Annotated in this window: 20 protein-coding genes; 7 read left to right on the top strand and 13 right to left on the bottom strand. The window is 60.5% G+C overall.

The window, feature by feature from the left end; genetic code table 11:
* Positions 1 to 67: 67 nt before the first annotated feature.
* From CHB90_RS20485 to brxL, 7 genes are read left to right on the top strand one after another with little or no spacing between them, the layout of a single operon-like run.
* Positions 68 to 919: a BrxR family helix-turn-helix transcriptional regulator gene (locus CHB90_RS20485; protein ID WP_089279697.1), complete on the top strand. Its 852-nt coding sequence runs from the start codon at positions 68 to 70 to the stop codon at positions 917 to 919.
* Positions 916 to 1,557, top strand: a complete 642-nt coding sequence (locus tag CHB90_RS20480; protein WP_089279696.1) for a DUF1819 family protein — start codon at positions 916 to 918, stop codon at positions 1,555 to 1,557. Before CHB90_RS20485 ends, CHB90_RS20480 begins: the two co-directional genes overlap by 4 nt.
* Positions 1,554 to 2,156 carry a DUF1788 domain-containing protein gene (locus tag CHB90_RS20475; protein WP_170941127.1) on the top strand — a complete coding sequence of 201 codons (603 nt, stop codon included), beginning with the start codon at positions 1,554 to 1,556 and terminating at the stop codon, positions 2,154 to 2,156. The genes CHB90_RS20480 and CHB90_RS20475 overlap by 4 nt, the downstream gene beginning before the upstream one ends.
* 4 nt (positions 2,157 to 2,160) lie before the next feature.
* A complete protein-coding gene (gene brxC, locus CHB90_RS20470; protein ID WP_089279695.1) occupies positions 2,161 to 5,682 on the top strand; it encodes a BREX system P-loop protein BrxC in 3,522 nt (1,173 codons plus the stop codon).
* Positions 5,682 to 9,188 (top strand): BREX-1 system adenine-specific DNA-methyltransferase PglX, encoded by a 3,507-nt coding sequence (gene pglX / locus CHB90_RS20465; RefSeq protein WP_089279694.1) that lies wholly within the window; start codon positions 5,682 to 5,684, stop codon positions 9,186 to 9,188. Before brxC ends, pglX begins: the two co-directional genes overlap by 1 nt.
* A complete protein-coding gene (gene pglZ, locus CHB90_RS20460; protein ID WP_089279693.1) occupies positions 9,188 to 11,689 on the top strand; it encodes a BREX-1 system phosphatase PglZ type A in 2,502 nt (833 codons plus the stop codon). The genes pglX and pglZ overlap by 1 nt, the downstream gene beginning before the upstream one ends.
* Positions 11,690 to 11,700: 11 nt before the next feature.
* Positions 11,701 to 13,788: a BREX system Lon protease-like protein BrxL gene (gene brxL / locus CHB90_RS20455; protein WP_089279692.1), complete on the top strand. Its 2,088-nt coding sequence runs from the start codon at positions 11,701 to 11,703 to the stop codon at positions 13,786 to 13,788.
* A 316-nt stretch (positions 13,789 to 14,104) separates the two neighbouring features.
* Here the strand turns inward: brxL and CHB90_RS20450 are convergent, their stop codons facing one another.
* The 13 genes from CHB90_RS20450 to CHB90_RS20385 form a co-directional block, all read right to left on the bottom strand.
* Positions 14,105 to 14,419, bottom strand: a complete 315-nt coding sequence (locus tag CHB90_RS20450) for a hypothetical protein (RefSeq protein ID WP_089279691.1) — start codon at positions 14,417 to 14,419, stop codon at positions 14,105 to 14,107.
* On the bottom strand, positions 14,419 to 14,745 hold the full coding sequence (locus CHB90_RS20445; RefSeq protein ID WP_089279690.1) for a hypothetical protein: 327 nt from the start codon (positions 14,743 to 14,745) through the stop codon (positions 14,419 to 14,421). Before CHB90_RS20445 ends, CHB90_RS20450 begins: the two co-directional genes overlap by 1 nt.
* 13 nt (positions 14,746 to 14,758) lie before the next feature.
* Complete coding sequence (locus CHB90_RS27085) at positions 14,759 to 16,150, bottom strand: DUF2793 domain-containing protein (protein WP_245823316.1); 1,392 nt, start codon at positions 16,148 to 16,150, stop codon at positions 14,759 to 14,761.
* Positions 16,151 to 16,158: 8 nt separating this feature from the next.
* Positions 16,159 to 20,712: a baseplate multidomain protein megatron gene (locus CHB90_RS27080; protein WP_245823315.1), complete on the bottom strand. Its 4,554-nt coding sequence runs from the start codon at positions 20,710 to 20,712 to the stop codon at positions 16,159 to 16,161.
* A gap of 3 nt (positions 20,713 to 20,715) precedes the next feature.
* Complete coding sequence (locus tag CHB90_RS20420; protein WP_089279689.1) at positions 20,716 to 21,156, bottom strand: NlpC/P60 family protein; 441 nt, start codon at positions 21,154 to 21,156, stop codon at positions 20,716 to 20,718.
* Positions 21,157 to 21,206: 50 nt separating this feature from the next.
* The gene (locus tag CHB90_RS20415) at positions 21,207 to 22,091 is read right to left on the bottom strand and encodes a DUF2163 domain-containing protein (RefSeq protein ID WP_089279688.1); all 885 of its coding nucleotides are present in this window, start codon (positions 22,089 to 22,091) and stop codon (positions 21,207 to 21,209) included.
* 135 nt (positions 22,092 to 22,226) lie between these two features.
* Positions 22,227 to 22,457 carry a hypothetical protein gene (locus tag CHB90_RS20410; protein WP_089279687.1) on the bottom strand — a complete coding sequence of 77 codons (231 nt, stop codon included), beginning with the start codon at positions 22,455 to 22,457 and terminating at the stop codon, positions 22,227 to 22,229.
* Positions 22,450 to 22,680 (bottom strand): hypothetical protein, encoded by a 231-nt coding sequence (locus CHB90_RS20405; protein ID WP_089279686.1) that lies wholly within the window; start codon positions 22,678 to 22,680, stop codon positions 22,450 to 22,452. The genes CHB90_RS20410 and CHB90_RS20405 overlap by 8 nt, the downstream gene beginning before the upstream one ends.
* 3 nt (positions 22,681 to 22,683) lie before the next feature.
* Complete coding sequence (locus CHB90_RS20400; protein WP_089279685.1) at positions 22,684 to 23,370, bottom strand: lysozyme; 687 nt, start codon at positions 23,368 to 23,370, stop codon at positions 22,684 to 22,686.
* A 4-nt stretch (positions 23,371 to 23,374) separates the two neighbouring features.
* Positions 23,375 to 23,506: a hypothetical protein gene (locus CHB90_RS27360; protein ID WP_281256124.1), complete on the bottom strand. Its 132-nt coding sequence runs from the start codon at positions 23,504 to 23,506 to the stop codon at positions 23,375 to 23,377.
* The gene (locus tag CHB90_RS20395) at positions 23,499 to 23,861 is read right to left on the bottom strand and encodes a hypothetical protein (RefSeq protein WP_089279684.1); all 363 of its coding nucleotides are present in this window, start codon (positions 23,859 to 23,861) and stop codon (positions 23,499 to 23,501) included. Before CHB90_RS20395 ends, CHB90_RS27360 begins: the two co-directional genes overlap by 8 nt.
* Positions 23,858 to 24,484, bottom strand: a complete 627-nt coding sequence (locus tag CHB90_RS20390; RefSeq protein ID WP_089279683.1) for a DUF2460 domain-containing protein — start codon at positions 24,482 to 24,484, stop codon at positions 23,858 to 23,860. The genes CHB90_RS20395 and CHB90_RS20390 overlap by 4 nt, the downstream gene beginning before the upstream one ends.
* Positions 24,484 to 25,368, bottom strand: an 885-nt coding sequence (locus tag CHB90_RS20385) for a phage tail tape measure C-terminal domain-containing protein (protein ID WP_281256123.1), incomplete at its 5' end; no start/stop codon positions are given. The genes CHB90_RS20385 and CHB90_RS20390, both read right to left, overlap by 1 nt.

Here is a 25,368-nt window from a genome sequence, read left to right as displayed (position 1 = left end):
CGTCTAGACAGTCCAGAAATTGTGCGCGCATATTTTTTGGTGTGGACAGAGATGTCAGGAGGGCGTGTTGGAAGGGAATAGGTCGAAACTGCGCTGGGGCGTCGAGCAACGACTCGAGTTCATTGAGTTTCGACTGTTTTGGGAGAGCCATGTGAACCGGAGCGACTTGATGGAGCAGTTCGGTCTGTCGGTGAACCAGGCGTCATCCGACCTGAACCGCTATATCGCGCTCGCGCCGAACAACATGGTCTACGACAAGAGCGCTAGGACGTATGTCCGAGGCCCTCAGTTTGAGCCGTGGTTTCAAGCGCCAGACGCGGCGCGCTACCTCGCACAACTAAGATCGGTGAGAGAAGACATCCTCGATCGCGAAGACTGCTGGATTATCGATCTTCCGTCGTATGACGCTGCACCGGCCCCCGCCCGTGGAGTAAAGCCGGAAACTCTACGTTCGGTTGTTGGCGCCATTCGGCAGGCTGAAGCGATAGAGGTGAAATACCAATCGCTTTCGAACCCAGAGCCGCGCTGGCGCTGGATTGCCCCGCATGCTATCGCGTTCGACGGATTTCGTTGGCACAGCCGGGCGTTCTGCCTGACGGATGAAATATTCAAGGACTTCCTGCTCTCGCGGATGATCAAGACGCGAGGCGTCGCAGCAAGTGAAATCACTGACGCAGCGGATGCGGCGTGGCACGATCACGTTACTCTTGAAATTTGCCCTCATCCTGAACTGTCCGAAACCCAGAAGAAAGTCATCGCACTCGACTATGGCATGCAAGATGGCATAGGGAAGATTCCGGTTAGACGTGCGCTGCTCTATTACGCCCTGAAGCGTCTGGGGCTCGACACGGATCCTGAAGCACGCGAACCACATCACCAGCAGATCGTCTTGCTCAATCGCCAAGAGGTCATTGGATGACATTGGCAAGAGGATCGGGAGACATTGGGGCGGACCAGCCTTACAAAATGTCATTCACATCTGGCGGACTGTTTCTGAACGAAAGCATTGACCTTGCCGCCAGCTATTTGAAGACCTCAAATTGGATTGAGACCATCGCACTGGCCCAATCTGAAGGGCTGACTTCACTGCCAAAAGAAAAGTCCAAACGCCGGGTGCTACGCGAGATTACCAATCGCCTTGAAACGCTGAGCGATGAGGAATTGCAGTTCTTGGTGGACACCGCAGATCGGCAAGAGCAGCGTCTGCTTCTTTGGCTTTCAATATGCCGGGCATACCGACTTGTCCGTGAATTTGCCGTGGAAGTCGTGCAAGATCGTTATCTGGCCTATCAGTTGGAGATCCCTATAGAAAGCTTTGAACTTTTCATAGAGCAGAAGGCTGAGTGGGATGACACTCTGGCTTCGACTGCGGATGCGACTCGTGTTCGGTTGCGTCAGGTTGCCTTCAAGATCATGCGCGAAGCCGGGGTGATTTCTGAGGATCGTCGGATCCAATCCACCTATTTGTCGACCTCGCTTCGGGCTTTGATTGAAGCAAACACGCCATCTGACCTAGCGTTCTTCCCAGGAGTTATGGCCGAGGGGGGCAAACCGTGAGCGAACAGCTGACCCGCAAAGAGCGCGCCGAGCACTTGTATCGTGTGATCACCAGCGAGCGGTTTCTGACCAAACAAGGCCTTGGGAATGAGGTGCCGTTCTTTATCTGCCCCTTCCCAGCCAGCGAAGGCCTCTCGATGACGGAGGACCGCGCCGACTTGATCGAGCGAATAGGTCATTCTGGCGTGAAGGTTCTCGACCTCAGCCTGTACGAGCTTTCGCTGGGCATTCTTGAAGAACGCGGGATCCTTGAAGACGTGCTGAGCGCTGAACCAGGCATGGAGAAATCCGAGCTGCGAGAGCTGCTGCAAGGCGTCTTGGATGTCCATGAACACCTGATCCCCAAGATCGCCGGGGCCATCGACAGTCAGCCCCACGACGTAATTTTCCTTTCAGGCGTGGGCGAGGTCTATCCCTACATTCGTTCCCATAATGTGCTGAACAACCTTCAAAGCACAGCGAAGGACAGGCCCACGGTTCTGTTCTTTCCAGGCAGCTACACTCATTCCACGGCCACGGGTGGATCGCTGGACCTCTTCAGTCTGCTTCACGATGACAAATATTACCGCGCTTTCAACATTCTGAACTACGAGGTCTGACCCGATGACCACTGCTCTGAGAACAATTTTCGCCAAGCCCGTTGACCGCCCGATCGATGGCGTGATCAAGGCCGACGATGAAGCAAGCCTGCGGATCGAGCTCGACGAGTATGTCATCACAGACGAGATCGGTCGGCGCCTGGAGACCTTCCTTGAGGCTTACAACAATTACGATACCGCCAATGGCGTTTGGATTTCCGGGTTTTTCGGGTCGGGCAAATCGCATCTGCTGAAAATGCTCGCGCTGTTGATGGAAAATCGCGAAGTCGATGGAGTGCGCGCATTTGATATCTTTGCCGAAAAACTGACCGATGACCCTATGCTGGCCGGCGCCTTGCGCAAAGCGATTTCAGTTCCCTCGAAATCGATCCTGTTCAACATCGACCAGAAGGCAGACGTCATCTCCAAGACGGACGTCGATGCTCTGCTGTCAGTTTTCCAGAAGGTCTTTGATGAGGCTTGCGGCTACTATGGCAAGCTGCCGCACATCGCTCAATTTGAACGAGATCTTGATGAGCGCGGCCAGCTTGCGGCCTTCGCGTCGGCTTATAAAGCAGCGGCGGGCAAACCTTGGGAGCGGGGACGCGAACAAGCCGCGTTGGAGCGCAGAAACATCGCTGCTGCCTTTGCCTCGGTTACGGACGGCGATCCGTCCGACGCCCAGGATATTCTTGGTCAGTATCGCAGTGACACACGGGTTTCGATCGAGGATTTTGCCAACAAGGTAAAGGCTTGGATCGACACACAGGGTTCCAAGTTTCGCCTGAACTTCTTCGTGGACGAGGTCGGCCAGTACATCGCTGAAAACGTTAAGCTGATGACCAACTTGCAGACGATTGCCGAAAGCCTCAACACGAAGTGCAAAGGTCAGGCATGGGTCATCGTAACCTCACAGCAAGACATGGAAGCGATCATCGGAGACGGGAAGGCGTTTCAGTCTCAGGATTTCTCGAAAATCATGGCGCGCTTTGGAGTCAAAATGCCACTGAACTCTGCGGACGTGGCCGAGGTGATACAGCGACGCTTGCTGTCGAAGACCGATGCCGGACAGATTACCTTGGGCAATTTGCACGACCGCGAAGAAAACAACCTCAAGACTTTGTTCGACTTCACCGACGGCTCGATCAAGCTGAAGAATTTCGATGGCCGCGAGCAGTTTGTGTCCAGCTATCCGTTCCCTCCCTACCAATACATGCTGTTCCAGATGGCGATCACGTCGCTATCGCAACACAATGCCTTTGAGGGCAAGCACAGCTCGATTGGGGAACGTTCCATGCTGGGCGTGTTTCAAGAGGTGGCCAAGAAGTTGGCTGATCAGCCGGTTGGCGGGCTCGCTACCTTTGATCTTATGTTCGAAGGCATCCGGACCGCCCTCAAATCTGCAGCTCAGCAATCGATCCAGATCGCCGAAAAGGAAATTCAGGACATCGACCCCTTTGCCGTCCGGGTTTTGAAGGCGCTGTTCCTGGTCAAATACGTCAAGGAATTTAAGCCGACGGTGCGTAACATCAGCGTGCTTTTACTGTCAGAGTTCGACACCGATCAAGCCAAGCAGAGGCGCAAGATCGAGGAAGCGCTGTCGTTTCTGGAGCGCAACACGCTCATCCAGCGCAACGGAGAGGTCTACGAGTTCCTGACCAATGAGGAAAAGGACGTCGAAGCCGAAATCAAAGGGCTCGATGTCGATCCGTCTGAACTTTCCAAGGAAATGGAAGCGCTGGCCTTTGACACGATCCTGCGCCACCGCAAGATAAAGCATATGACCACGGGCCATGAGTATAGTTTCAGTCGCAAGCTCGATGACCACCTATTGGGCCGCGAGTATGAACTGGCGATCAATGTGATCAGCCCGTTCAACGATGATGTAGCAGCGCCGGAAGCGGTTCGTATGCGCAACATGAGCCGCGAAGAACTGGCGGTCGTGCTCCAGCCCGACGTGAGATTCATCCGGGACCTGACGCTCTTCAAGCAGACGGACAAGTTCATTCGCCAGGCGCGTGCTGGATCTCAGCAGCCCGGTCGGGATCGGATCGTAGCCGAAAAAGGCGATCAGAACAGCCGTCGCTACAAGGACCTCGAACTGCGCCTGCGCAAGCTGGTGGCCGACGCACGTATGTTTGTCCGTGGTGATGAGTTGGATATCGGAGGTGAAGAACCGCAGGAACGGATCGTCAAAGGATTTCAGGGGCTGGTCGACAAGGTCCATGTGAACCTCCCGATGTTGCGCGGGGTCAGTTACGTCGAGGCCGACATCATCAAGGCGGCCTCCCCGGAAAGCGGTCTTTTCGGCAACAACGGCGAAGGTCTGACCGAAGCTGAGCAGGATGTGCTGAACTACGTCCAGGGCCAAGCCAGAAACGGCGTGAAGGTTTCGGTCAAATACCTGACCGAGCGTTTCGGTGGAAAACCCTATGGCTGGCCAACGACCGCTGTGCTTTGTCTGGCAGCCAGCTTGTCCGGTAAAGGCAAACTTGAAGCGCGCTCCGATGGCACTGTTCTGGAGCGAGCCGATCTGGCGCGTAATCTGAACAACAGCCATGCGCTGGCCAATATCCTCCTGACGCCGCAGACCGAGTTCACCTCGGCCCAGATCCGAAAGGCGAAAGAGCTCTACAAGGAACTGTTCGATCTTCCCTCGGATGGGACCGATGCCAGAACGATTGGCGCCGAATGGGCCGACAGCACCAAGCTTCTGGCAGATGAGCTGACCCGACTTACGGCGCAGAAATTCCAATATCCGTTCCTGGCCGCGCTTGAGCCTTTGGCCACCAGGATCGCTGCCTTGGTCGGCAAACCAGCCACCTGGTACATAACTGAGCCCCCCCAGCAGGAAGACGACCTTCTGGATGCCAAAGAAGAGGTGCTGGACAAGGTCCGCAGTTTCATGGGCGGCGCGCAGAAGGAAATCTATGACGACGCACGCGAGTTCCTGCGCGATCAGGAGGCCAATATTTCTTATGTTGATGCTGCTGCGGGCGATGCGATTTCCAAGGCGCTGGCCGATCCTGCCTGCTACAAGGGCACCGCAATCCAATCCCTGAAATCCGATCTTTACACGCTCAAGGACCGGGTGGAACTGACAGTGCTGGAGGAACGAAAGGCCGTTATTGCGGCAGTGAACGAATGCGCCGACAAGGTTGCCCAAACACCCGAGTTCCAGGCGCTGGCCCAAGACGACCAAGAGCGTATCAAACGCAGTATCGACAGCCACAAGACGGGTCTGGATGGGGTCAAGATGATCCCGATCCTGCGCGATCGTGCCAATGGGGCGAGGCTGGACCTGCTCCCGCGCACTCTGGCCGAGGTCGAACGGTTGGGCAAGCCGACAACCCCAATGCAGCCGATCCCGGGCATGAGCGAACGACCGATCCAGCCAGTCACGCCCACCTACGTCAACGCTTCGGAGCTCAAGGTGGTCTTCACGAAACAATTCCTCACCGAAGAGGCCGATGTTGAGCAATACGTCGAGCAAATGAAACAGACCCTGCTGGTCGAAATCCGCGCGGGCAAGAAAGTGATCGTCTGATGGATACCAACGCGCTCAAGAAATTCGCCCAGGCCGCCCGCAACCTGCTGATCGATCAGGTGACCTCGAAGATTGACATGGTCCTGGCCGAGGGCAGCCCGGCGCGACGCGAACACACCAAGGCGATCAAGGAACTGGAATCTGCGATCCGCAAGGACGGCAAGCGGCAGGTCATCGAACAGGTCGCCTATACCTGGTTCAACCGGTTCACTGCGCTGCGCTTCATGGATGCCAACGGTTACACCAACACGCGCATCGTCTCCCCCGCTGATGGCGCGACAAGGCCCGAGCTTCTGGCCGAGGCGATGGCGGGCAACCTGCCCGAGGGCGCGCCGCCGGGCATCGCCGCGCTTCTGGACGGCCGCACCCCATCGTCCGATCCGCAGGCCGAGGCTTACCGCCAACTGCTGGTCCGCACCTGCAACCAGTGGCACGGGCCGATGCCGTTCCTCTTCGAGCAGATCGACGATTACACCGAGCTGCTGATGCCCGAGGATCTGCTCTCGCAGACCTCCATTCTGGCTGAGTTGCGCAAGGTCATGACCGAGGAGGCCTGTCAGGACGTCGAGATCATCGGCTGGCTCTACCAGTTCTATATCTCCGAGAAGAAGGATCAGGTCTTTGCGGGCCTCAAGAAGAACCAGAAGATCACGGCCGAGAACATCCCCGCCGCGACGCAGCTTTTCACCCCGCACTGGATCGTCCGCTACCTGGTGGAGAACTCGCTGGGGCGGCTCTGGCTGCTGAACCGGCCCCAAAGCCGTCTGGCCGAGCGGATGGACTACTACATCGCGCCGGAAGAACCCGAGACGGACTTTCTGCGCATCTCCCGCCCCGAAGATATCCGCATCTGCGATCCCGCCGCAGGCTCAGGGCACATGCTGACATATGCCTTTGACCTGCTCTACGCCATCTACGAGGAAGAGGGCTATGACGCGGCCGAGATCCCCGCGCTGATCCTGACGCACAACCTCACAGGGATGGAGATTGACGACCGCGCGGGCGCGCTGGCGGCCTTTGCGCTGGCGATGAAGGCGGCGGCCAAGCTGGGGCGGCGGCGGTTCCTGCGGATGGAGGCAAAGCCCGACATCTGCGTGTTGCAGAACGTGAGTTTTACGGATGCCGAGATGCAGGACGTGGCCGCCGTGGTGGGCAAGGATCTGTTTACGGACGCGCTGCGCGAGACGCTGGGACAGTTCGAGCAGGCCAAGAACTTCGGCTCGCTGATCGTGCCAAAACTGCGCGACCCGGCAGAGGCGTTGCGGGTGGTGGAGGCGCGGGATTTCGGCGGCGATCTCCTGTTGAAGGACGTGCAGGCGCGCGTGGTGGCCGTGCTGCGCATGGCCGAGGCGCTGTCGCCGAAGTATCATGTGGTGGTGGCCAACCCACCGTATATGGGCGGGAAAGGGATGAATGCGAAACTTGATGCATTCGCAAAGGAAAGTTACCCAGATTCAAAATCAGACCTTTTTGCTATGTTCATCGAAAGATCAGCTGAATTGTCGCGCCGCAATGGCTTCATCAGCATGATTACGATGCAGAGCTGGATGTTCTTGTCCCGACATCAAAAGCTCAGAGAAAAGGTCGTCGCTACTCTTCCCATTAGGTCCATGGCGCACCTCGGTTCGGGTGCTTTTGATTCAATTGGAGGAGAAGTGGTATCAACGACAGCGTTCGTTCTTTGTCGAGAAGGATCGCGCGAATACGAAGGCTCTTTCATTGATCTTCGCGACGGCCGCTCCGAGGCTGCTAAGTTTGAGCAACTGAGACTCGCAGTTACAGGTGAAGTAGCGATAAATCACGCCAGCTCAACGACTTTCGAAGCTGTTGAAGGTCAGCCTATCGCGCATTGGATTTCTGATAATTTCAGATCATGTTTCAGTAATCTGGATGCCATTAAAGATGTTTTCAAACCAGCGGTCGGACTTAACACAGGTGACAATGACCGTTTTCTAAAACAATGGTTTGAGGTCGGTTCAGAGGAAATCTGCTTTGACGCATCGAGCATCAAAGATGCTGCGACTCGCGATGAAAAATGGTTTCCCTACAACAAAGGTGGCGGTCACAGAAAATGGTATGGGAACCAAAGCCACATCATCAATTGGCAAAACGATGGTCAAGAAGTTAAGGACTTCGCAACCTATCGAAACAAGGGAAAACACTGGTCACGCTATATTCAGAACTTGGATAAAATGTTCCTCGAATGCGCAACTTGGTCTGATATATCAACAAGTTCATTCGCGGCGCGCTTTTCTCCTAAAGGCTTCCTCTTTGACGTAAAGGGATCATCCGGTGTTCCCCATCAACCAGATAATTTGAGCCCTGTCCTAAGCCTTCTTTGTAGCAGCCTAATGCCTCAGTTTATGCGATGCGTGAACCCGACTTCCACCTTCCAAGTAGGCGATTTGGCTCGTGTCCCCTTTGCTAAACCTGAAGCTTTCGCCGATCTGGCAGTTCAAGAAGTGCAGACTGTCCAACTCGCCAAATCCGACTGGGACGCCTACGAAACCTCATGGGATTTCACCACGCTTCCGCTGCACCAACCCGACCATCGCGCCGACACGCTTGAGGGCACCTACACCACCCTGCGCACCCATTGGCAGGGCATGACGGACGAGATGCTTACGTTAGAGGAAGAGAACAACCGCATCTTCATCGACGCCTATGGCCTGCAAGACGAGCTGACCCCCGACGTGCCGCTGAACGAGATCACCCTCACCTGCAACCCCGCCTATCGCTATGGCATCAAGAACGACGCAGCGGCGAACGAGGCCCGCCTGCGCGCCGATACCATGGCCGAGTTCCTCTCCTACGCCGTCGGCTGCATGTTCGGCCGCTACAGCCTCGACACCCCCAGCCTGATCCTCGCCAATCAGGGCGAGACGCTGGCAGACTACCTCGCCCGCATCCCCGAACCGCAATTCATGCCGGACGAAGACAACGTCATCCCCGTGCTCGACGCCGACTGGTTCCCCGACGACATCACAGACCGCTTCCGCCTGCTCCTGCGCACCACCTTCGGCGAGGCGCATTTCCGCGAGAACCTGCGCTATATCGAAGACGCGCTTGGCAAGGACATCCGCAAGTATTTCACACGCGATTTCTATACCGACCATGTGAAGCGCTACAAGAAGCGCCCGATCTATTGGATGTTCTCCAGCCCCAAGGGCACGTTCAACGCCCTGATCTACATGCACCGCTACCGGGCCGACACCGTGTCGGTCATCCTCAACGACTATCTGCGCGAGTTCATCAGCAAGCTGGAAGCCGAACGCGGGCGGCTCGAAAAACTGTCCGACGACCCCAGCGCCAGCCAGAGCCAGCGCACCAAGGCGCTGAAGGACGTGGCCGTGGTGGTCAAGCAGATCGACGAGCTGAACGAATGGGAGCGCGAGGTGGTCTTCCCGCTGGCGCAGGCCAAGATCGAGATCGATCTGGATGATGGGGTGAAGGCGAACTACCCGAAGTTCGGCGCCGCGTTGAAGAAGATCGTCGGGGTCAGCTGATGACGGATCGCATCACGGCCAGCCTGCGGCGGCTCTTTGACGATCACCGGATCGTCTTTTGGTACGACACTGCCCGCGACATGCGCGGTGAGTTTGACGCCGTGGATCTGCCCGGTGTGACCAAGGTCGAAATCGCCAACAACGAGTTCGGCCTGAAGCACCGAATGATACGGCAGGACCCCAAGGCGCGGTTTCTGGTGTTTGGTGACGGGCCCGAGCCTCCCAATGCCGAGAACTGGTTGCTGGACTTGCAGCTGGCCACCGCCGTGTTCAAGGCGGATCAGGCCGGAATCTGGTTGGGCGAACTGGGCCTGCCGCCACAGTTCGAGAGCGTCGTGCGCGAGCATTTGGAGTTCTACCGCTCCAAAGCCCGCGTGGCCGAGCTGAAGCGGCTGTTGCAGGCGTCGGATACCCAATCGCAGGTCCGCCTGCGGATGTTGGCCGTCTGCGCGGGTGCCGAAGGCGGCCTGGATACGGTGATCGAGGCGCTGCTGGGGGATCTGGCGGAGGGCCGCGATGACGCAATGCGATTGATGACACGCGCAGGGCTGACCGAAGTTTTCTGGAAGCAGGTCGGCAATGCCTATGGCTATCAGCCATCCGAACCAGATTTCGAGGACTTCGCCATTGCCCTTTTCCAGTCGGCCTATTTCCGGGCTTTGGGCGAGGATGGCAAGCTGAATGCCGAGGCGCTGCTGGTGTTCAGGCGCTGGAAGAACAACCGTCACTGGGAGGCGGCATTCGAGACGCTGGCCACGCGGTATCAGGGCCTGCTGAAGATACTTGAAGATCTGTCCCAGCGCGATTTCCGGATGTTGATGCCGGTCGACCATTTTGAAGAGATCGACCGACACATCATCCGCCAGATGGTCCACGCGATGTCGACCCAGACCGTCAGTGCATCCGAGGTTCTGAAGTGGGTGCGTGAACGTCGCCAGAGCCATTGGTACTCCACTTATGAGGATATCTACCAAGCGATGGGGTTTGCCACCGAGTTCCAGCAGGCGCTCGCCGAGGCCAATCTGGGCATGACCAGCCCAGCCGAGGGCGTTAAGCGGTATGTGACCAGCTGGTACAAGCTCGATCAGCTTTACCGCAAGTTCATCTACCACATGCAGAAAAGTGGGCATGCCTCTTTGCTGGCAGAGCTCTATGACGCAGTGGAAAACCGATACACCAATAGCTTCCTGCTGAAGTTGAACGATGCTTGGCAGGACCAGGTGAGCGGCATGACGGATTGGGCAATCCCTGGCTATCCGCGCCAAAGCGCCTTCTACACAGAGCAGGCTGCTGAGTTCCGCCGCAAGGACCAGAAGGTCGCGGTCATTGTGTCGGATGCCCTCCGATTTGAGGTCGCGGAGGAATGCCTGCGCCGCATTCGCGCATTGAACCGGTTTGACGCTGAACTGAAACCCATGATCAGTGCCTTGCCGAGTTACACCCAGCTCGGCATGGCCGCCCTCTTGCCAAACAAGGCGCTGACACTTTCCACAGAAGGCAGCGGTGCGGTGTTGTCAGGTGGCGAAAGCACCCAAGGCCTGACCGCTCGCGAAAAGCTGCTCTCAACTGGCCGCGCCGGGGACCGTGCCAAGGCCTTGAAAGCCGAAGATGTTAAGAACATGCGGGTCGACGAAGGCAAGGAGCTCTTCCGAGACAACGACGTGATTTACATCTACCACAACCATATCGACGCAATTGGCGACAAGCTGCAGACGGAAGACCAACTGCCAAAGGCCACGGAAGATGCGATCGAGGACCTCACGAAACTGGTCCGAAAGCTTACTTCGGCGAACTTTTCGAACATCTTGATCACGGCAGATCACGGATTTCTCTACCAGCATCGGGCCCTCGGCGAGAGCGACTTTGCCATCGCAGATCCCCAAGGCGATGAAATCCTCATGCGAAACCGTCGTTTCGTGATCGGTCGGGGACTGGCCACGACTGCAGGCATGAAGAAGTTCAGCTCTGCCAACCTCGGTCTGGCGGGTGACCTGGATGTCTTGATCCCAAATTCGATAAATCGTCTGAGGGTGAAGGGCGCAGGCAGCCGCTTTGTCCACGGCGGGGCGTCCCTACAGGAGATCGTCATCCCGGTGATCCGCGTTGGCAAGCAGCGCGATGCGGATGTGAACCAGGTTGAGGTGCAGATTATCGTCTCCGGGCGAAGCCAGATCACATCGGGGCAGACTGCAGTCGTCTTCTACCAAGCACAACCGGTGTCCGAAAAGATGCAGGCCAGGGAATTGATCGCGGGGATTTACGCAGCTGATGGCAACCTGATCTCTGACGAACACGTCCTGCAGTTTGACTTCGCGTCCGAAAGTGCGCGCGAACGCGAAATGCCTCGGAAATTCCTGCTGTCGCGTGACACGGACAAGTTCAACAATCAGGACGTTTTCCTGAAGCTGCGCGAGCGCGTCGGAAAGACCAGCCACTATCAGGATTACACCAGCCATCGCTTCCAGCTTAAACGTGGCATTACAACCGATTTTGACTTTTGAGGAGCGGGCCCATGAGTGATCTCGACGACAGGATCAACGAACATTTCGCGGGCTTCGTGGTGCGTAAAGACCTGGTCAAGGCCGTCAAAGGCAATGCGATCGTTCCAACTTATGTGCTCGAGTACCTCTTGGGCCAGTATTGTGCCACCGACGATGAGGCCTCGATCGGTACGGGGATCGAGACCGTCAAGGAAATCCTGCGCAAGCATTATGTCCACCGGAGTGAGGCGGGGCTGATCCAGTCTACAATCAAGGAAAAGGGCCGTTACAAGGTTATTGACCAGATCAGCGTGTCGCTGAACGAAAAAACCGACAGCTACGAGGCAACCTTTGACAACCTTGGGATCAAGAAGGTGGCTGTCGACAGCGGCACCATCAAGGCCCATCCAAAGCTGCTGGTGACCGGCGTTTGGTGCATCGCTGACGTCCAGTATGAGTTTGCCGAAGACGCCCGGACTTCACCGTGGATCCTTGAGACAATCAAACCAATCCAGATCGCCAAGGTCGATTACGAAGCTTTTCGCGTAGCCCGGTCGAACTTTGACACCGATGATTGGATTGACCTTCTGATGCAGAGCATTGGCTTCAATCCGGAGGCATTTGGTCGGCGCGCCAAGCTGCTGCAGCTCATGCGCCTCATCCCCTTCGTCGAGCGCAACTACAACATCATCGAACTGGGCCCCAAAGGCACCGGCAAGTCTCATATTTATTCGGAGTTCTCACCGCACGGGCAGCTGATCTCCGGCGGCGAGGTCTCGATCCCAAAGCTCTTTGTCAACAATTCCAACGGCCGGATTGGTCTGGTGGGGTATTGGGATGTCGTTGCTTTCGACGAGTTTGCGGGACGGGAAAAGAAGGCCAACAAGGCCCTCGTTGACATCATGAAAAATTACATGGCCAACAAGACCTTCTCGCGCGGGGTCAATCCCATGGGGGCCGAGGCCAGCTTTGCCTTTGTCGGCAATACCGACCACAACGTGCCCTTCATGCTGAAAAACAGTGATCTCTTCGAGGCGCTGCCGTCACAGTTCCATGACTCAGCTTTCATCGACCGTCTGCATTCCTACCTTCCTGGTTGGGAAGTCGACGTCATCCGGGGCGAGATGTTCACCAAGGGCTATGGCTTTATCGTGGATTATTTGGCGGAAATTCTGCGCCATCTGCGCTCGGAGGATTTCTCACATCGACCTGACCAGTATTTCAAGATCAGTGAGAAGATATCGACCCGCGATCGTGACGCCATTTACAAAACGATGTCCGGGTTCTTGAAGTTGATCTTCCCGAACGGTGGCGAGACCGCAGAGGATGTCGAAGAGCTGTTGCGCCTGGCAATTGAAAGCCGAAAGCGCGTAAAGGACCAATTGGCACGTATCGATGCGACCTATCCTGAGGTGGATTTCTACTACACCGGCTCTGATGGCGAAAAGCGGCGTGTGACCACGGTAGAAGAAGAAGAATATCCGCAATTCTATCATCTGAAACCGGCGCTGGATCCGAAGGAACAGGAACAGGGTGAAGAGAACGAAGACAACCAGACTGAGGACTCGACCCTCCATGAGGCATCCGTTGCTGCCGAAAACAGCCGCCCCAAACCGAAAGTAGCAGCGCTCGCTGAAGGACATCATGTTTTCGCTGAAAACCGCAGAGGTATCAGCTACGACAGGGTATTTGGCCCCTACATCGTCGGTGCATCCAAGATCGTAGTGACCGACCCTTATGTCCGCTACTTCTACCAGATCAAGAATATGATGGAATTTGTCGAAATGGTCATCCAGCGCAAGCCGCCAGAAGACCAGGTCAGTATTCATCTGGTAACAGGGCCAGATGACGGCAACGTGGCCAAGCAGCGCGAGCTTCTCGACTCCATAGCTGACGCCTGTGCAGGCACCGGTATTGAGTTCACTTGGGTCTTCGACGGTACCGGTACCGGCCATGCGCGCGATATAACCACCGACACAGGCTGGAAGATCGTCCTTGATCGTGGGCTGGACATTTTCCAGGCGCCCATCAGAAAAGATGGGTTTTCTCTTGGAGACCGGCTGCAGGATCACCGGACGATCAAGGGTTTTTATGTGACTTACGTGCGTGAGGGAGCCTGATGGTGAGTAATCAACTGAAGCTTGTCGGGGATTGGCAGGTTCAGTAGCAGCAGCAGTTTGGGTGCAACAAGTTGCCCCTTTCCGGAAAAGACTTTCCGCAAAGGTTGGGGTACACTTCAGGCATGGATCGGACTCGATCCACCGCTTTTTGACACAGTTAACTGGAACCGGCGGGCCGGATGTGCGGCGGGCTGTCGAGGCATGCGGTGCTTCCAGGCCATTCCTCCGGCCCGGCGTTTCCCAGTGGGTTGAGGCCGAGAACACGGTCCCCCACCGCGGCACCTTCAGGACGTGCGATTTGCGGCCCGTGCGTCTGTCAAAACCTGGCGACCAGTTCTGCGAGTCCGGTTGGGGCGTCTGGCCACTCCGGATCGGCACCGGACGATGCCGCGGCACGCGACGCCGCGAGCGTTTCGGCGATCCATCGCCGAGAGGCACGGAACACCACCATCTCGGCGCGCGAGAGATCTCCTGCGATTGCCGCCCCGACCAGGTTCATCTGGGTGCGGTCGTCAAAGACCGCTGCGATGCGGCGTCTGGCTTCGGCTTTTAGCGCAACACGACGGTCCTTATGTTTGCGGGCCGTCCGCGCTTCGGTCGTCTGCACCTTTGAGAAATCAATATTGGCCATCACAAAGCCTCCTCATCAATACCCGCAATCACCTCGAAGTTTGGCAGAGCAATCTCACCATCCGGCACGTCCACAAGCGGCACCGGAAACCTCGCCTCCTCAGGCGCATGCGCGCCGATGGGCAGGACAAGGGAGATTTGCAGGATCCCAGTGATGCGCGTCACCGGCCCCGCGAAGAGGTCCGACGCGATGGCATCCGCGGGCAACGCATCGCCGTCCTGCAGTGGGCCAAAATCAAAGGCCTCGCCGTTGAGCCAAAGCACATCGCCGGATTTGACCGCGACCAGCGGTGTGTCCCGCCTTTGCGGCACAAGAGTGATGTTCATGGAAAGCTCCTCCTCAGAACCAGCGGCCAAAAGCGACGCCCAGCAAAGGGACCGTATCGCCGGAGACAAAAACCGCGCTGCCAGAGGCCCAGACCTCCGCTGAGAGCGCCGTGTTTGTGTTGATGCCTGCCACCGGTTGCACATCCCCGCGCCCGACACCGCTGGCCGGACCACTCGCCCCCCAGGCGCCGCCGTCGAGGGTGAGCGTGACTGCTGTGGGCGGCGCGGCGAAGGCCGCCGGGCAAGTCCAGGTTGCCGCGCAGTGTTCCGCGTCAACGAAGGTGGCGACGAGGCCCTGGCGCGTGCAGATCTGCGTGCCGTCGGCAAAGCGGGTGTAGTCGCCGTTGGCGTTGCTGCCGCGTTCGATGATGGCTCCCGTGGGCACGCCACCCGCCTGGCTGACGGAGCCCAGGATATTGTCCGTCGCAACCACGGTCTGCCAGGCATCCCAGGTGACACCTGCCTTGTTGCGGAATTTGAGTTGGGGAGAAAGCGTGCCGTATTGCACGGCGATCTGCCACAGGTAGCCGCTGTCATCGCCCAAAGTGCCATTGCCGGTGATCAACCCGTAGGCGCCGTTCAGGGTGGGAAACGGGTTGTCCCCTGTCGGCGGCGTCACCGAGGCCCCGCCGTAACCAAAGAAGAACCCGGCCAGACCATGCGTATCCAGATCCGCGACATTGGGCCCTGCGTCCAGGCCAAGTCCGAAGCCACCGACACGCAAGAGCCGCCCGGCGGTTGCGTCCAGCGCGTCGGATTGGACGGCCTCGCCGGTCACACTGCCGCTTGTGCGGTTGACGACAAGGGCGTCCAGCCAGGCGCTGCCATCCGGGCTGACCTTGATGGCAAAATCATCTGATCCTGCCAGCCCCATCTCTGCCCGGCCGGAAAACCCGGTCTGGTAAAGCAGCGATGCGGTATTGCCCGCAGCGGCCTTGTTGATCTTCACCTGATGACCGGCGCCTTCATGGCTGAGCAAAATGGCCGGGGCCGAGACCGAAAGCCGGTTTGTCGTGTCGGCCGCGGCCCGGATCCCAAGCATGTCAAGGTTCTGCAACTCTGACGGCAGAATGTCCGACCATATCGATCCGTCCCAAACCAGCAGCAACCCCTCGTCCTCGACCCAAGCGCGCCAGCCGCTGCGCGGCGGCAGGCGCAGCCAGACCCCGTCGGTCCAGAGCGCGACGTTCAGATCCCAGCCGGACCAATCGCCGGTGGCACCGGAGGGGGCAATATAGCGGTCGCCATCGGCGGGGCTGGCTGGCGGTGCGGCCAGATCGCGGTCGAGAACGGAGAGCTGGACAAGCCCGTCGAGGATCCGGAGCGCCTCATTGTGCGTGACATGCTTCTGGGCCTGCGCGGCCAGGATGTAAGGCAGAGCCAGGTTGGTCGTGGTATCGGACATGGGCGTTCTCAGAAGTTGAGGGGGATGGTTTTCTCGGCGCCCCGCCCGAGGAGGGCTGAGAGCTGGAAGAGGCGGATTGTCAGCGTATCGCCGGGGCCGAGCAGTGCGCCCCAATCAGTGATCTGCTCGGCCGCGGTGTAGACGGCACTGGTCGTGGCGGTGGTCAGCGTGCGCTTGATGGATGCGCCATCAAGAATCTCGAGTGCATAGGCTTCGACCTCTTCCACCAGCGGCACCTCGACTGCGCCCCAGCTGTCGGCGGACAAGGCGCGGGACCGCCGTGTCCAACGAAGGGTCAGAGCGCCGGCCACACGGGGCTTGCGCCATGGCTGCTCGACATGGGTGACCGAGAAGGGCCGAAGCCCAACCCCCGCAGGCGTGAAGGGGGTGCCGATGTAACTGTCATCACTGACCGGGCGGCTCGCGGGGCCGATACGCCAGTTCCACGGAAGCCGGAGGTCCCCCTCGGCGATTGGAAGTTCGGCCAGTGTCTCGTCCAGCACCACCACCCGTGCGCCCGCGAGCGCCGGGGTTCCCAGTGCGCCTTCGGTTCCGCGCTGCCCGCGCAGAAGGCGGGTCAGGCGATACCGGCCCGGTGCGATCAATTCAGCCGCACCTGCCTGCAGGATCTCCCAAACGCCCGGCGCAGTTTCCACTGCCAGTGCATTGGCCCCGCCAAACAGGGTCAAGTCGCTGACGCCCTCCAGCGTGCCGGAGAGCAGATCTACTTCCAGCGCATTGCCGAGATCGAAGCGGGATGTGGGGCCTGCATGAAAATCCGAGACCAGCGCGCCGATCCTGGCGGTACTGCCAAATGTCGTCAGCACTTCAAAGCTGTCCATTGAGGGGCTGCGGAACACCGCCATATCGCCCGGCCAGGGATCGGCAAAAGCTGCCACAAATGGCCGGTGCGCAGGCTGATCTTCGCTCAACTGCGGCAGATCGAGCAAGGTGACCTCTGGCGCACCGAAGACCGCGACTGGGCTCGGGGATGTTGGCCTCGCCTCGCCGGGCGGAACTTCGAGGCTTTCCAGATCCTGGCGCAGGGCTTCGATGCCCCGGGCGTCTGAATCGGCGATGGAGACAAGCCGCAGCGGCATCTGCCGGCCGTCATGCGCCAGCGTGACCACATCGGCGGGATCGAGGGCCAGCCGCGACGGTGGCAGTCGGAAGGTCGCGCTTTCTCGGGCGGTCCAGGCTTCCATCAGGGCGCGTTGGCAGCGGCGTTCGGCCTCTTCGGGCGGAACTGCAATGGGGAAGGCCTCGGAGGTGACGCGGGTCGAGTCCACGATGATGCGCCGGGCCTCGACCTGCGCGGTGTCATAGTCGCCGTCCGCGCGGGTGACCTGCCACTTCAGCGCCTGGGGCAGTTCGGTTTCCTGCGCGCGGACCAGTTCCAGAATGTCACCCTCGCGCGGGGCAACAAGATCGTCGTGGGTCAGACTGACAACGGCGCCGCGGCCGCGCATGAGGAACCTGATCTGCCCTTCGCTCTCGACCGCATCGAAGCCGAAATGTCGCGCCAGCGTGGAAATCGAGGCCCGCGGCGATTCCAGTGCGGTGAGGATGTAGCCCTCGACAGAGCCTGTCAGACCGGTCGTGTCGATGCGCGCCTCCGGAAGGCCGGCGCGCAGACAGAGGTCCCGGACCAGGGCGGCCAGCGACCCGCCGCCCATCCGCCCGGTCAACCAATGGCCTCGCTGCCAGTTTGGCCCATCGGTCCAGATCTCGGTGAGTGCGGGGAAATGCGGATAGGGCCGCGCGTCCCAGGTCCAGGCGGCGCAATCAGGCAGATCGATCATCGGTGCGCTGTAGATTGTGGACACCGGGTTGTTTGCGGCTTCCCCCCAATAGGTCAGAAGGGCTTCGTAATACGCCCGCTGGATCGCATCGTCGCGCCAACCGCGCGAGAAGTAAGGCGCGGCACTTTCCGAGGATTTGGGATCGAAGAAGACGTTGGGCTGATTGGTGCCCCGGTCGATGGCGGGGCAGCCGCATTCGGTGAAGACGATGGGTTTGGATTGCGGGATCCAGGCTGTGGGTGAGGCACTTTCCACCCCACCGGGTCGGTCAAAATGCAGATTTGACCACCAGGCGTTCAGGTCCTTATACCGAAACACCCAGGGCTTGCCTTCAGAGCCGTCCTCGACAGGCGTGCGGATCTGGCCTGTCCGGTCGGCACCCGAGGCATAAAACCAGTCGAACCCTTCACCACCTTCGATATTGGCGTGCAGATAGGCGCGATCGTAGATCGACGGCCAGCCATTGCCTGCGTCCAGATGGGCCGACCCGTCACGCCAATCGGAGAGCGGCATGTAATTGTCGATGCCGATAAAATCGATCTCTGGATCGGCCCAGAGCGGGTCGAGATGAAAAAAGACGCTTGTGACCGGCTCGGAGCTGGCCAGCGGCAGCACGGGCGCGCTGTAGCTGACCAGTTTGTCGAAATTGCCCGAGTAATAGGGCTCTTCCAGTTGAAGCACGATCCGCAAGCCGACGACGTTTGCATCCGTGCGCGTGTAGCTCAAAGACCGGGGGTGATCTCCGGGATCGGATTCAATGAGGTTGCGTGAGGCGATCACACTTGCAAAGCTTGCCATGCGCAGCCCGTCCGGTAAGACGCTGTCGATCTTGGCCTGGGTGAGACCGTAAAGGGTGAGGATGTCATTGCAGGGACCGATGGAACTGCCCTGCTGGATGGTCATGATGTCGGTGTAGGTCAGTTCGGTGCCGAGGGGGACATCGCCGATCCAGAGATCGTGAATGGCGTAATAGATTGCCTTGGAGTCACGTCCGGTCTGCGAAAGGCTGCTGCCAAGCGACAGGTCGGCGAGATCGATGGATGGGCCGCCGGAATAGACATGCAGCCGCCAGCCGGAGGTGAAGTCCGGCACCAGTTGGGGGACATATACCTTGTAGTCACCGGCCAGGATCGGGGTGCTGAGAGTGATGCCGGAGAAATCGCTGGACGCTGTGTCCCCTGCCTCGGTGACATGATGGCCGAAATACTCTGACCAATCGGCGGCATAGCTGATGCGGGAAGTGGATCCGAGAACGCCGCGCACGTCGGCCGCCAGATCCCGGAAAGCCTGCACCGCCGGGAAGGTGTCGTTCTCTGCGCGGATGGTGGTCAGCCCACGCATCTCGGAGCCGATGAGGAAGGCATCGACCCCGCCTGCGGCGGCGCAGAGATTTGCATAGTGCAGGATCATGCGACGCAGCCCCCAGTCTGCGCTGCCGGTCCAGGCGACATCCTCGCCCGATACGGTGAAATCCGATGGCATGGCCGCGCCGAACAGGGCCGCGACCTGGGCGGCCGCCGCTGCGGTCAGGTCGACCGTTCCAGCAAACCCGGCCGCAGGTGCACAGGTGATCCGGCCGCGCCAGGGAAGCGCGGGCTGGCCGATGGCGGATGCGTCGTCGGAATAGGGGGTCGGCAGCGTGTTGCCCGATGGCACATCCATCAGCAGGAAAGGATAGAAGGTGACGCGCCAGCCGCGCGCCTTGATCTCGCGGATTGCCTCGACAACGGAGAAATCCGCCGGCGTGCCGCCAAAGACCGGGCGGTCCTGCGCATCGCGGCTGACAAGCGGGGCATTGGCGCGGTCCAGCCCGTTCACCCGCCAGGCCTGCGGGGTGGTGGTCTTCTCCCCGGTCTCGACACAAGGCCGGATATTGCAATACCCCGCCCGCAGATCGTCCCCGAACCAGGCAATGACCAGGCTGACGCTTTCCAGATTGGGCAAGGCTGCCTGCAACTGGTCCAGCGCGACGGTGAGATCCGAGGCGTCGGCCCGGGCATGGACATTCTCGGACCGGGTTGTGCCGAGCGCTCCCTTGCGGATCGGCGTGGTGGCGTAGACGAATTCTCCCGCCGAGGGGATCAGCGTGACGGCCCGGATCAGGCTCTCTGCGCTGTCCTCGCCGCCAAGGGGGCGGAAGACCTCGAAGGACAGTTGCGGCAGGCGGTTGCCGAAGTTTGCCAGCGGTAGGTCCTCGAACAAGACATAGGCGGTGCCGCGATAGGCCGGTGTGTTCTCGGCCCCCATAGTCGCAGTGATGAAGGGATCTGCCGTCTGGATCTCGTCACCGGGATACCAGCGCCAGGTCAGGCCGGAGGTATCCAGGAGCTTGCCGTCGGCCCAGATGCGGCCAATGCCGGTGATGGGACCTTCGCAGAGGGCAACGGCAAAGGAAGCATAGTAGAGATACTCGGTGGTCTTGACCTTGGGTCCACCACCGCCCTTGCCGCCACCTTGGGTGGAGGTCTTCTTGCGCTCGCGGAAATCCGTGGCCCAGATGATATTGCCACCGATGCGCATGCGCCCGTAAAGCCGCGGGATGACCGCGCCCTCGGTCGAGGAGGTGATGCGCAACGTGTCCAGCCGCGCGCCTTCGATCCTCTGGGCCGGGGTGAGCGAGGAGACGATCCAGCTGTCGACCGCCGAGCCGAGGGTCGAGCCGACAAAACCGCCGATCGTAGCGGCGCTGACCCCGAAGATTGCCCCGCCAATGCTGCCGCCAATGGCCGAGCCAACGGCTCCGAGAACAAGCGTGGCCATAAGTCAGGTCCGATCCGGAAAGAGGAAGGCAAAGGCGATGCGCCGCCGCCAGGTGGGTGTCAGCGGCTCCTCGATGACGCCGAGGCGCTCATAGGCGTGGAGGAACGTGTCGGGCCCGGTCAGGATCCCGACGTGTTTTGCGATGGCGCGCGGGGTCATGCGGAACAGGACCAGCGCACTGGGTCCAGCTTCGGCACGCGGAACCTCGATCATCATGCGCCGCGCGCCCTCGGCTAGGACCTCTCGAGGCCCTGTCTCGCCCCAGTCCCGGCTATAAGGTGGGATCTGAAACGGCTCCTGGCCGACGATCTCCCGCCAGATGCCGCGGGCTAGGCCGAGGCAGTCGCAGCCGACGCCGCGCAGGCTGGCCTGATCGTGATAGGGCGTGCCCAGCCAGGAACGGGCCACGGCGATGACGCGTTGGGGATCGGTGCTTGCTCTCATGCATCGCGATGCGATGCACTGCCGCGCGTCGTTTCCGCTGGAAACGACGTTCACAGCACGGCTCCCTCATGCCCGCCATCTTTCGTCGCGTAGCGGAGCACAGCATCCTGACCGGGGATGTGTGGGAAACCGCGGAAATTGGCGGTGTTGGCAAACTTCGCCCCGCAGGTCTCGATCCGCTTGTCGCAACCCGCGCGGATGGTGATGGCGTCGCTCTCGGCGATCTCGCGCACCGGTGCTTCGAGCAGGGTTAGGATTGCGATTCCGTCCGTGGCGTCATGGCCCAGCACCTCCGCGATCCGTCCCGCATTGGCACCGCTGGTCCATTCGAGGGTGCCATGCGCAAACCAGCCAGCGGCAAATCCTGTCAGACCGGAGACGCGAACAGCTCGGTCTCGCAAGATGGTCACGACAGAACCGGTTCCCTTGAAGGCGGGGTCTTCGAGACCGACGCCACAGCGGAAATCCCCAAGCGCTGCATCGCAACTCGCCTGAAACGTCCGTCCCACCGTCTGGCCCAGCACATGGGCAAGCGAGCGCACTTCGGCCACAAAGGCCAGCCGTCCGCGCCGGATCTGGCCGATGGCGCCGCGCCGCAACAGGGCCCGCTGGCCCGGGTCAACCCAGTTCACCCGCCAGACCTCGACCTCTGCATTGTCCCAGCGCCCGTCGAGGATATCGATCTCGGTGATCCTGTCGGAACTCAGCACGCCTTCGGCGTCCTGAGCATCTACGGAGAGGTCAGTGCCTGAACGGATCTCGGAGGCTGTCAGCCCGCTTTCGGGCTCAAAGCCGGTGCCGTCAAAGTCGAGTGCCAGATCATGATCGGTAAAGCCAAGGCTCATGCCATCGGCGCGCAGGATGCGCCAGCACCAGCAGAGTGTGGTTGTTCCCTCGTCGAGATGGGCCTGAAACGTCGGGTCGAGGGACTTCATTGCGGCCACCCGCAACCGGCATCGATCAGGCGGATCAGACGCGCGCCGGTTGTGACCGAGCGCGGTCCACCGTCATCAGCGAGCGCTGCGGCGTGGGTTGTCACGGCGCGCGCCAGTCCAGCACAAAGCGCGGGTTCACTCACGGCCACGGGTGCGCAGCCAGTCGCGCAGCACATTGGGATCACTGCCCAGATCAGCCGTTGCATCTTTCATCCTCCGTTTGGTTGCTTCTGCGTCGTCGCGGTCCCGCAGCGCCTGACGTGTTTGTTCTTCGGCGACGCCCCGGCCTTTTGCTCGCCAGAGCAGTATGGCCAGACCCGCAATCAGGGTGGCGAGGGCCATCAGACCCGTGACCAGGTCAGCCATCCCCTCGGAACCCCCGTTCGATCCGATCGCGCAGGCCGATCAGGCCGAGACCCAGAAAGATCAGCCCGGCCGGGGAGGCATCGCCTGAGCCCGCCATCAGAGCGACAAGCCGGGCGAGCTCGCTGAAGGCGCCGGTGGCGGGGAGTGCCGCGGCGGCAACGCCGGTCAGGACAGCGAGTACCCCCGCCCACCAGGTCAGGGAGTTGGGTCGGATGTAGCGCATGGGTCAGGCCTTCTGCTTCAGGGTTGAGAAGAAACGCATCAGGCGGGTGAGCCAGTTGGGCTTATCTTTGGATGCCGATGCCGATGCCGATGCCGATGGCGCGGCGGGTTTGGACTCTGAAGAAACCGCCCGTTCTGGGCGCAAGAGCGCCAGCGCCTCGGTCTCGGTCAGCCGTCGGATTGGACGGGAGAAATCCACCCGACCGTGTCTGTCGACCGACCAGACCGGGATCGACCCAGCCGGATAGCGGCCATCCCGGAAGAGGTCGCGTTCGGCTTCCCTGCGCGGGATGATCGCGGCGGGCTTGCGCCAGTTCAGGAAGGCGCTGGCTGTCGCAGCCCGGTTGCCCGCATTCAGATGCTGCGTCAGCATGGCACGGGCGATGCCGCCGGTATTGTAGTGAAACGAGACCAGCGCATCGAACTCATGCGGGGCGAGGGGCACCTTCACCGCGCGCCGGACGTCAGCCTCGTAACGTGCCAGATCCGCGCGGAAGATCTGGAACGCCTCGCGGAGTCCGGCTTCAAGGTCTGCTGGCATGCCACGGGGCATCTTGGCCGGATCGGGGGGACCGGCCGCAGCCGTATGGCCGACGCCGAAGGTCCAGACGTTTACGACATCAAGGTAGGGTCCCGGCACGATACCCTCGTGCCGGGTGAGGGCCAGCAGGCCCCGGTCTGTCATCTGCATGGATTTATCCCAGTTGAGAAAGGATCAGGATCAGCGCTGCGACGGCCAGGCCGATGCGCAGGCGGTGAATGAAGGTCTGCCGGGCATCGACAGGCACGCAGCGGAGGAACCGCGCAAGGCGGAGGAGCTCACTCATTGTTGCCCCCATCGCCGTTGCCTCCTGTCGCGGCGCGCAGCCGCGCGAGGATGACTTCAATGAAGGCCGGGCCAAAGACGCCGACGAGATAGGCGGCGGATCCTGCGGCGCCCCCGGCCGGGATGGCCTCGGGCGGCAGATCCAGCCAGCTGGTCACCAGCGCCATGGAGAGGCTGCCCATCCCGGCAGCGATCAAGCCGCCGAGCAGAATGTGCCGGAGAGCATCGCGCAGCCGCATCTTTGTGGTCAGCGCATTGGTCGCGCCGCCAAGCGCGCCCCAGGCGGCCAGGATCACGGCGGTCGAGGCCGCAAGTTCGCGCAGGACAGCCGCCATGAAGCTGCCGGTGTCGTTCATCGTCGGATCTCCAGGAGAGGGATGGAGGTGATCGAGCCCAGTCGCTCGAGGTCGTGCGTCACATCGAGCACGTCCGTGTCGAAGCGGACGGGCACGTCGAATTCGAAGCCTGCGGTGAGGGCGACTCCAGAGCCCGGCGCAGTGCCGAAGGTGACGCCACCTGTCGTTGTGTCGACCGACCAGCCGCTGGCCTGTTCGGTGCCGTCGAAACCGATGCGCAGACTGCCCGCGACTGGCTTGGAAATTGCGCGCGTCCATGTCTGCGCACCGGAAACATAGCGTTTGACCAGTTGGAACGCGGTTGCGCTGCCATCGCCAGAGCCAATGACCTGGTCATTGGGCGTTGGCATGCCTGAAGGCAGGCAGGATTTGAAATCGCCCCAGTCCTTGAAGCGGAAGCCGTGCAGCCGTCCGTTGCGCGCCTCGAAGAAGGCAACGACCGCCGCGAGATCATCCCCGCGGCGGATGCCGTAGGCCACGTCGTAGCGGCGGCGCGAGTTCGCCCAGCTGGCGTTGCGTTCCTCGTCGCCCGAGGCCAGTTCGACGATCTGAGTACGCCGCTCTGGCCCGCCACGCGCGCCACGACTGATGTTGTCGGGAAACCGGATCTCGTGAAACGCCACTACATGCCCCTCCGCCCGAGCGACACGGCCCGGGCAATATCCGCAGCGACCTGGGTGCGGGATTGTCGGAAGCTTTCGGCGTCACGGGTCATGATGGTGATAGTGACGCCGCCGCCTGCGCTGTAGCTCTGTGTCTCACTGCGCGACAGCACCCGCTCACCGCGCTGCAGGATTGCCGGCACCTCGTCATGCCGTAGGCCGGCAACGCCGCCGGAATGCATCCGGGGAGCGTTGGCGAACGCCATGGCCGGGACCATCCGCGAGGGCCCCGCGGACCCAACCATGCCGCCTGCATGCAGGACATTCGCGAAGATCCCACCCGCACCCCCCAGCGCGCCGGAAAGCGCATTGGCGATGGGTCCGAGGATGAACCGCCGCGCCGCCAGCTTGGCGAGATCGGCCAGCAAGGATGTGACCAGACCGCGGAAGTCCAGTTTGCCGGTCTTTACGAACTCGCCGATGGCATTCTCGGCCGATTGGAAAGCGCCGACCAGGCTCTGGCCAATGTCGCCGCCGATATCGCGCGCCTTGCTGGCATAGTCCGAGAGCGCAGCGGTCACCGCCTGCCAGCCGGTGACCGCTGCCTCTGCGTCGGGTTTGGCCGCAGCCGCAGCCGCCCCGGCGGCAGCTCCCGCGTCGGTCGCCGCGCGTCCGGCATTCCCAAGGGCGGTCTCCAACCTGTCGGCGGCACCAGCCGTCTCGGTCAGCGCATCAGCCGCACCTTCATCGCTGCCGCGCACCGCATCTCGCAGCGCTTGCCAGCTTTCAAGTGGCGCGCGGGCGCTCTCGGCAAGATCCCTGGCCGCGCCTCGATAGAGATTGGCGGACTCCAGCGCCCGATTGGCCGTATCCGCGAGCCCGAGATCGGGGGCGGTCAGCGGGTT

Origin of the sequence: Antarctobacter heliothermus (genome assembly GCF_900188425.1) — a bacterium.
Lineage (GTDB): Bacteria > Pseudomonadota > Alphaproteobacteria > Rhodobacterales > Rhodobacteraceae > Antarctobacter > Antarctobacter heliothermus.
Note: the sequence above shows the minus strand (reverse complement) of the source record. Positions and strands in the feature narration are given on the sequence as shown.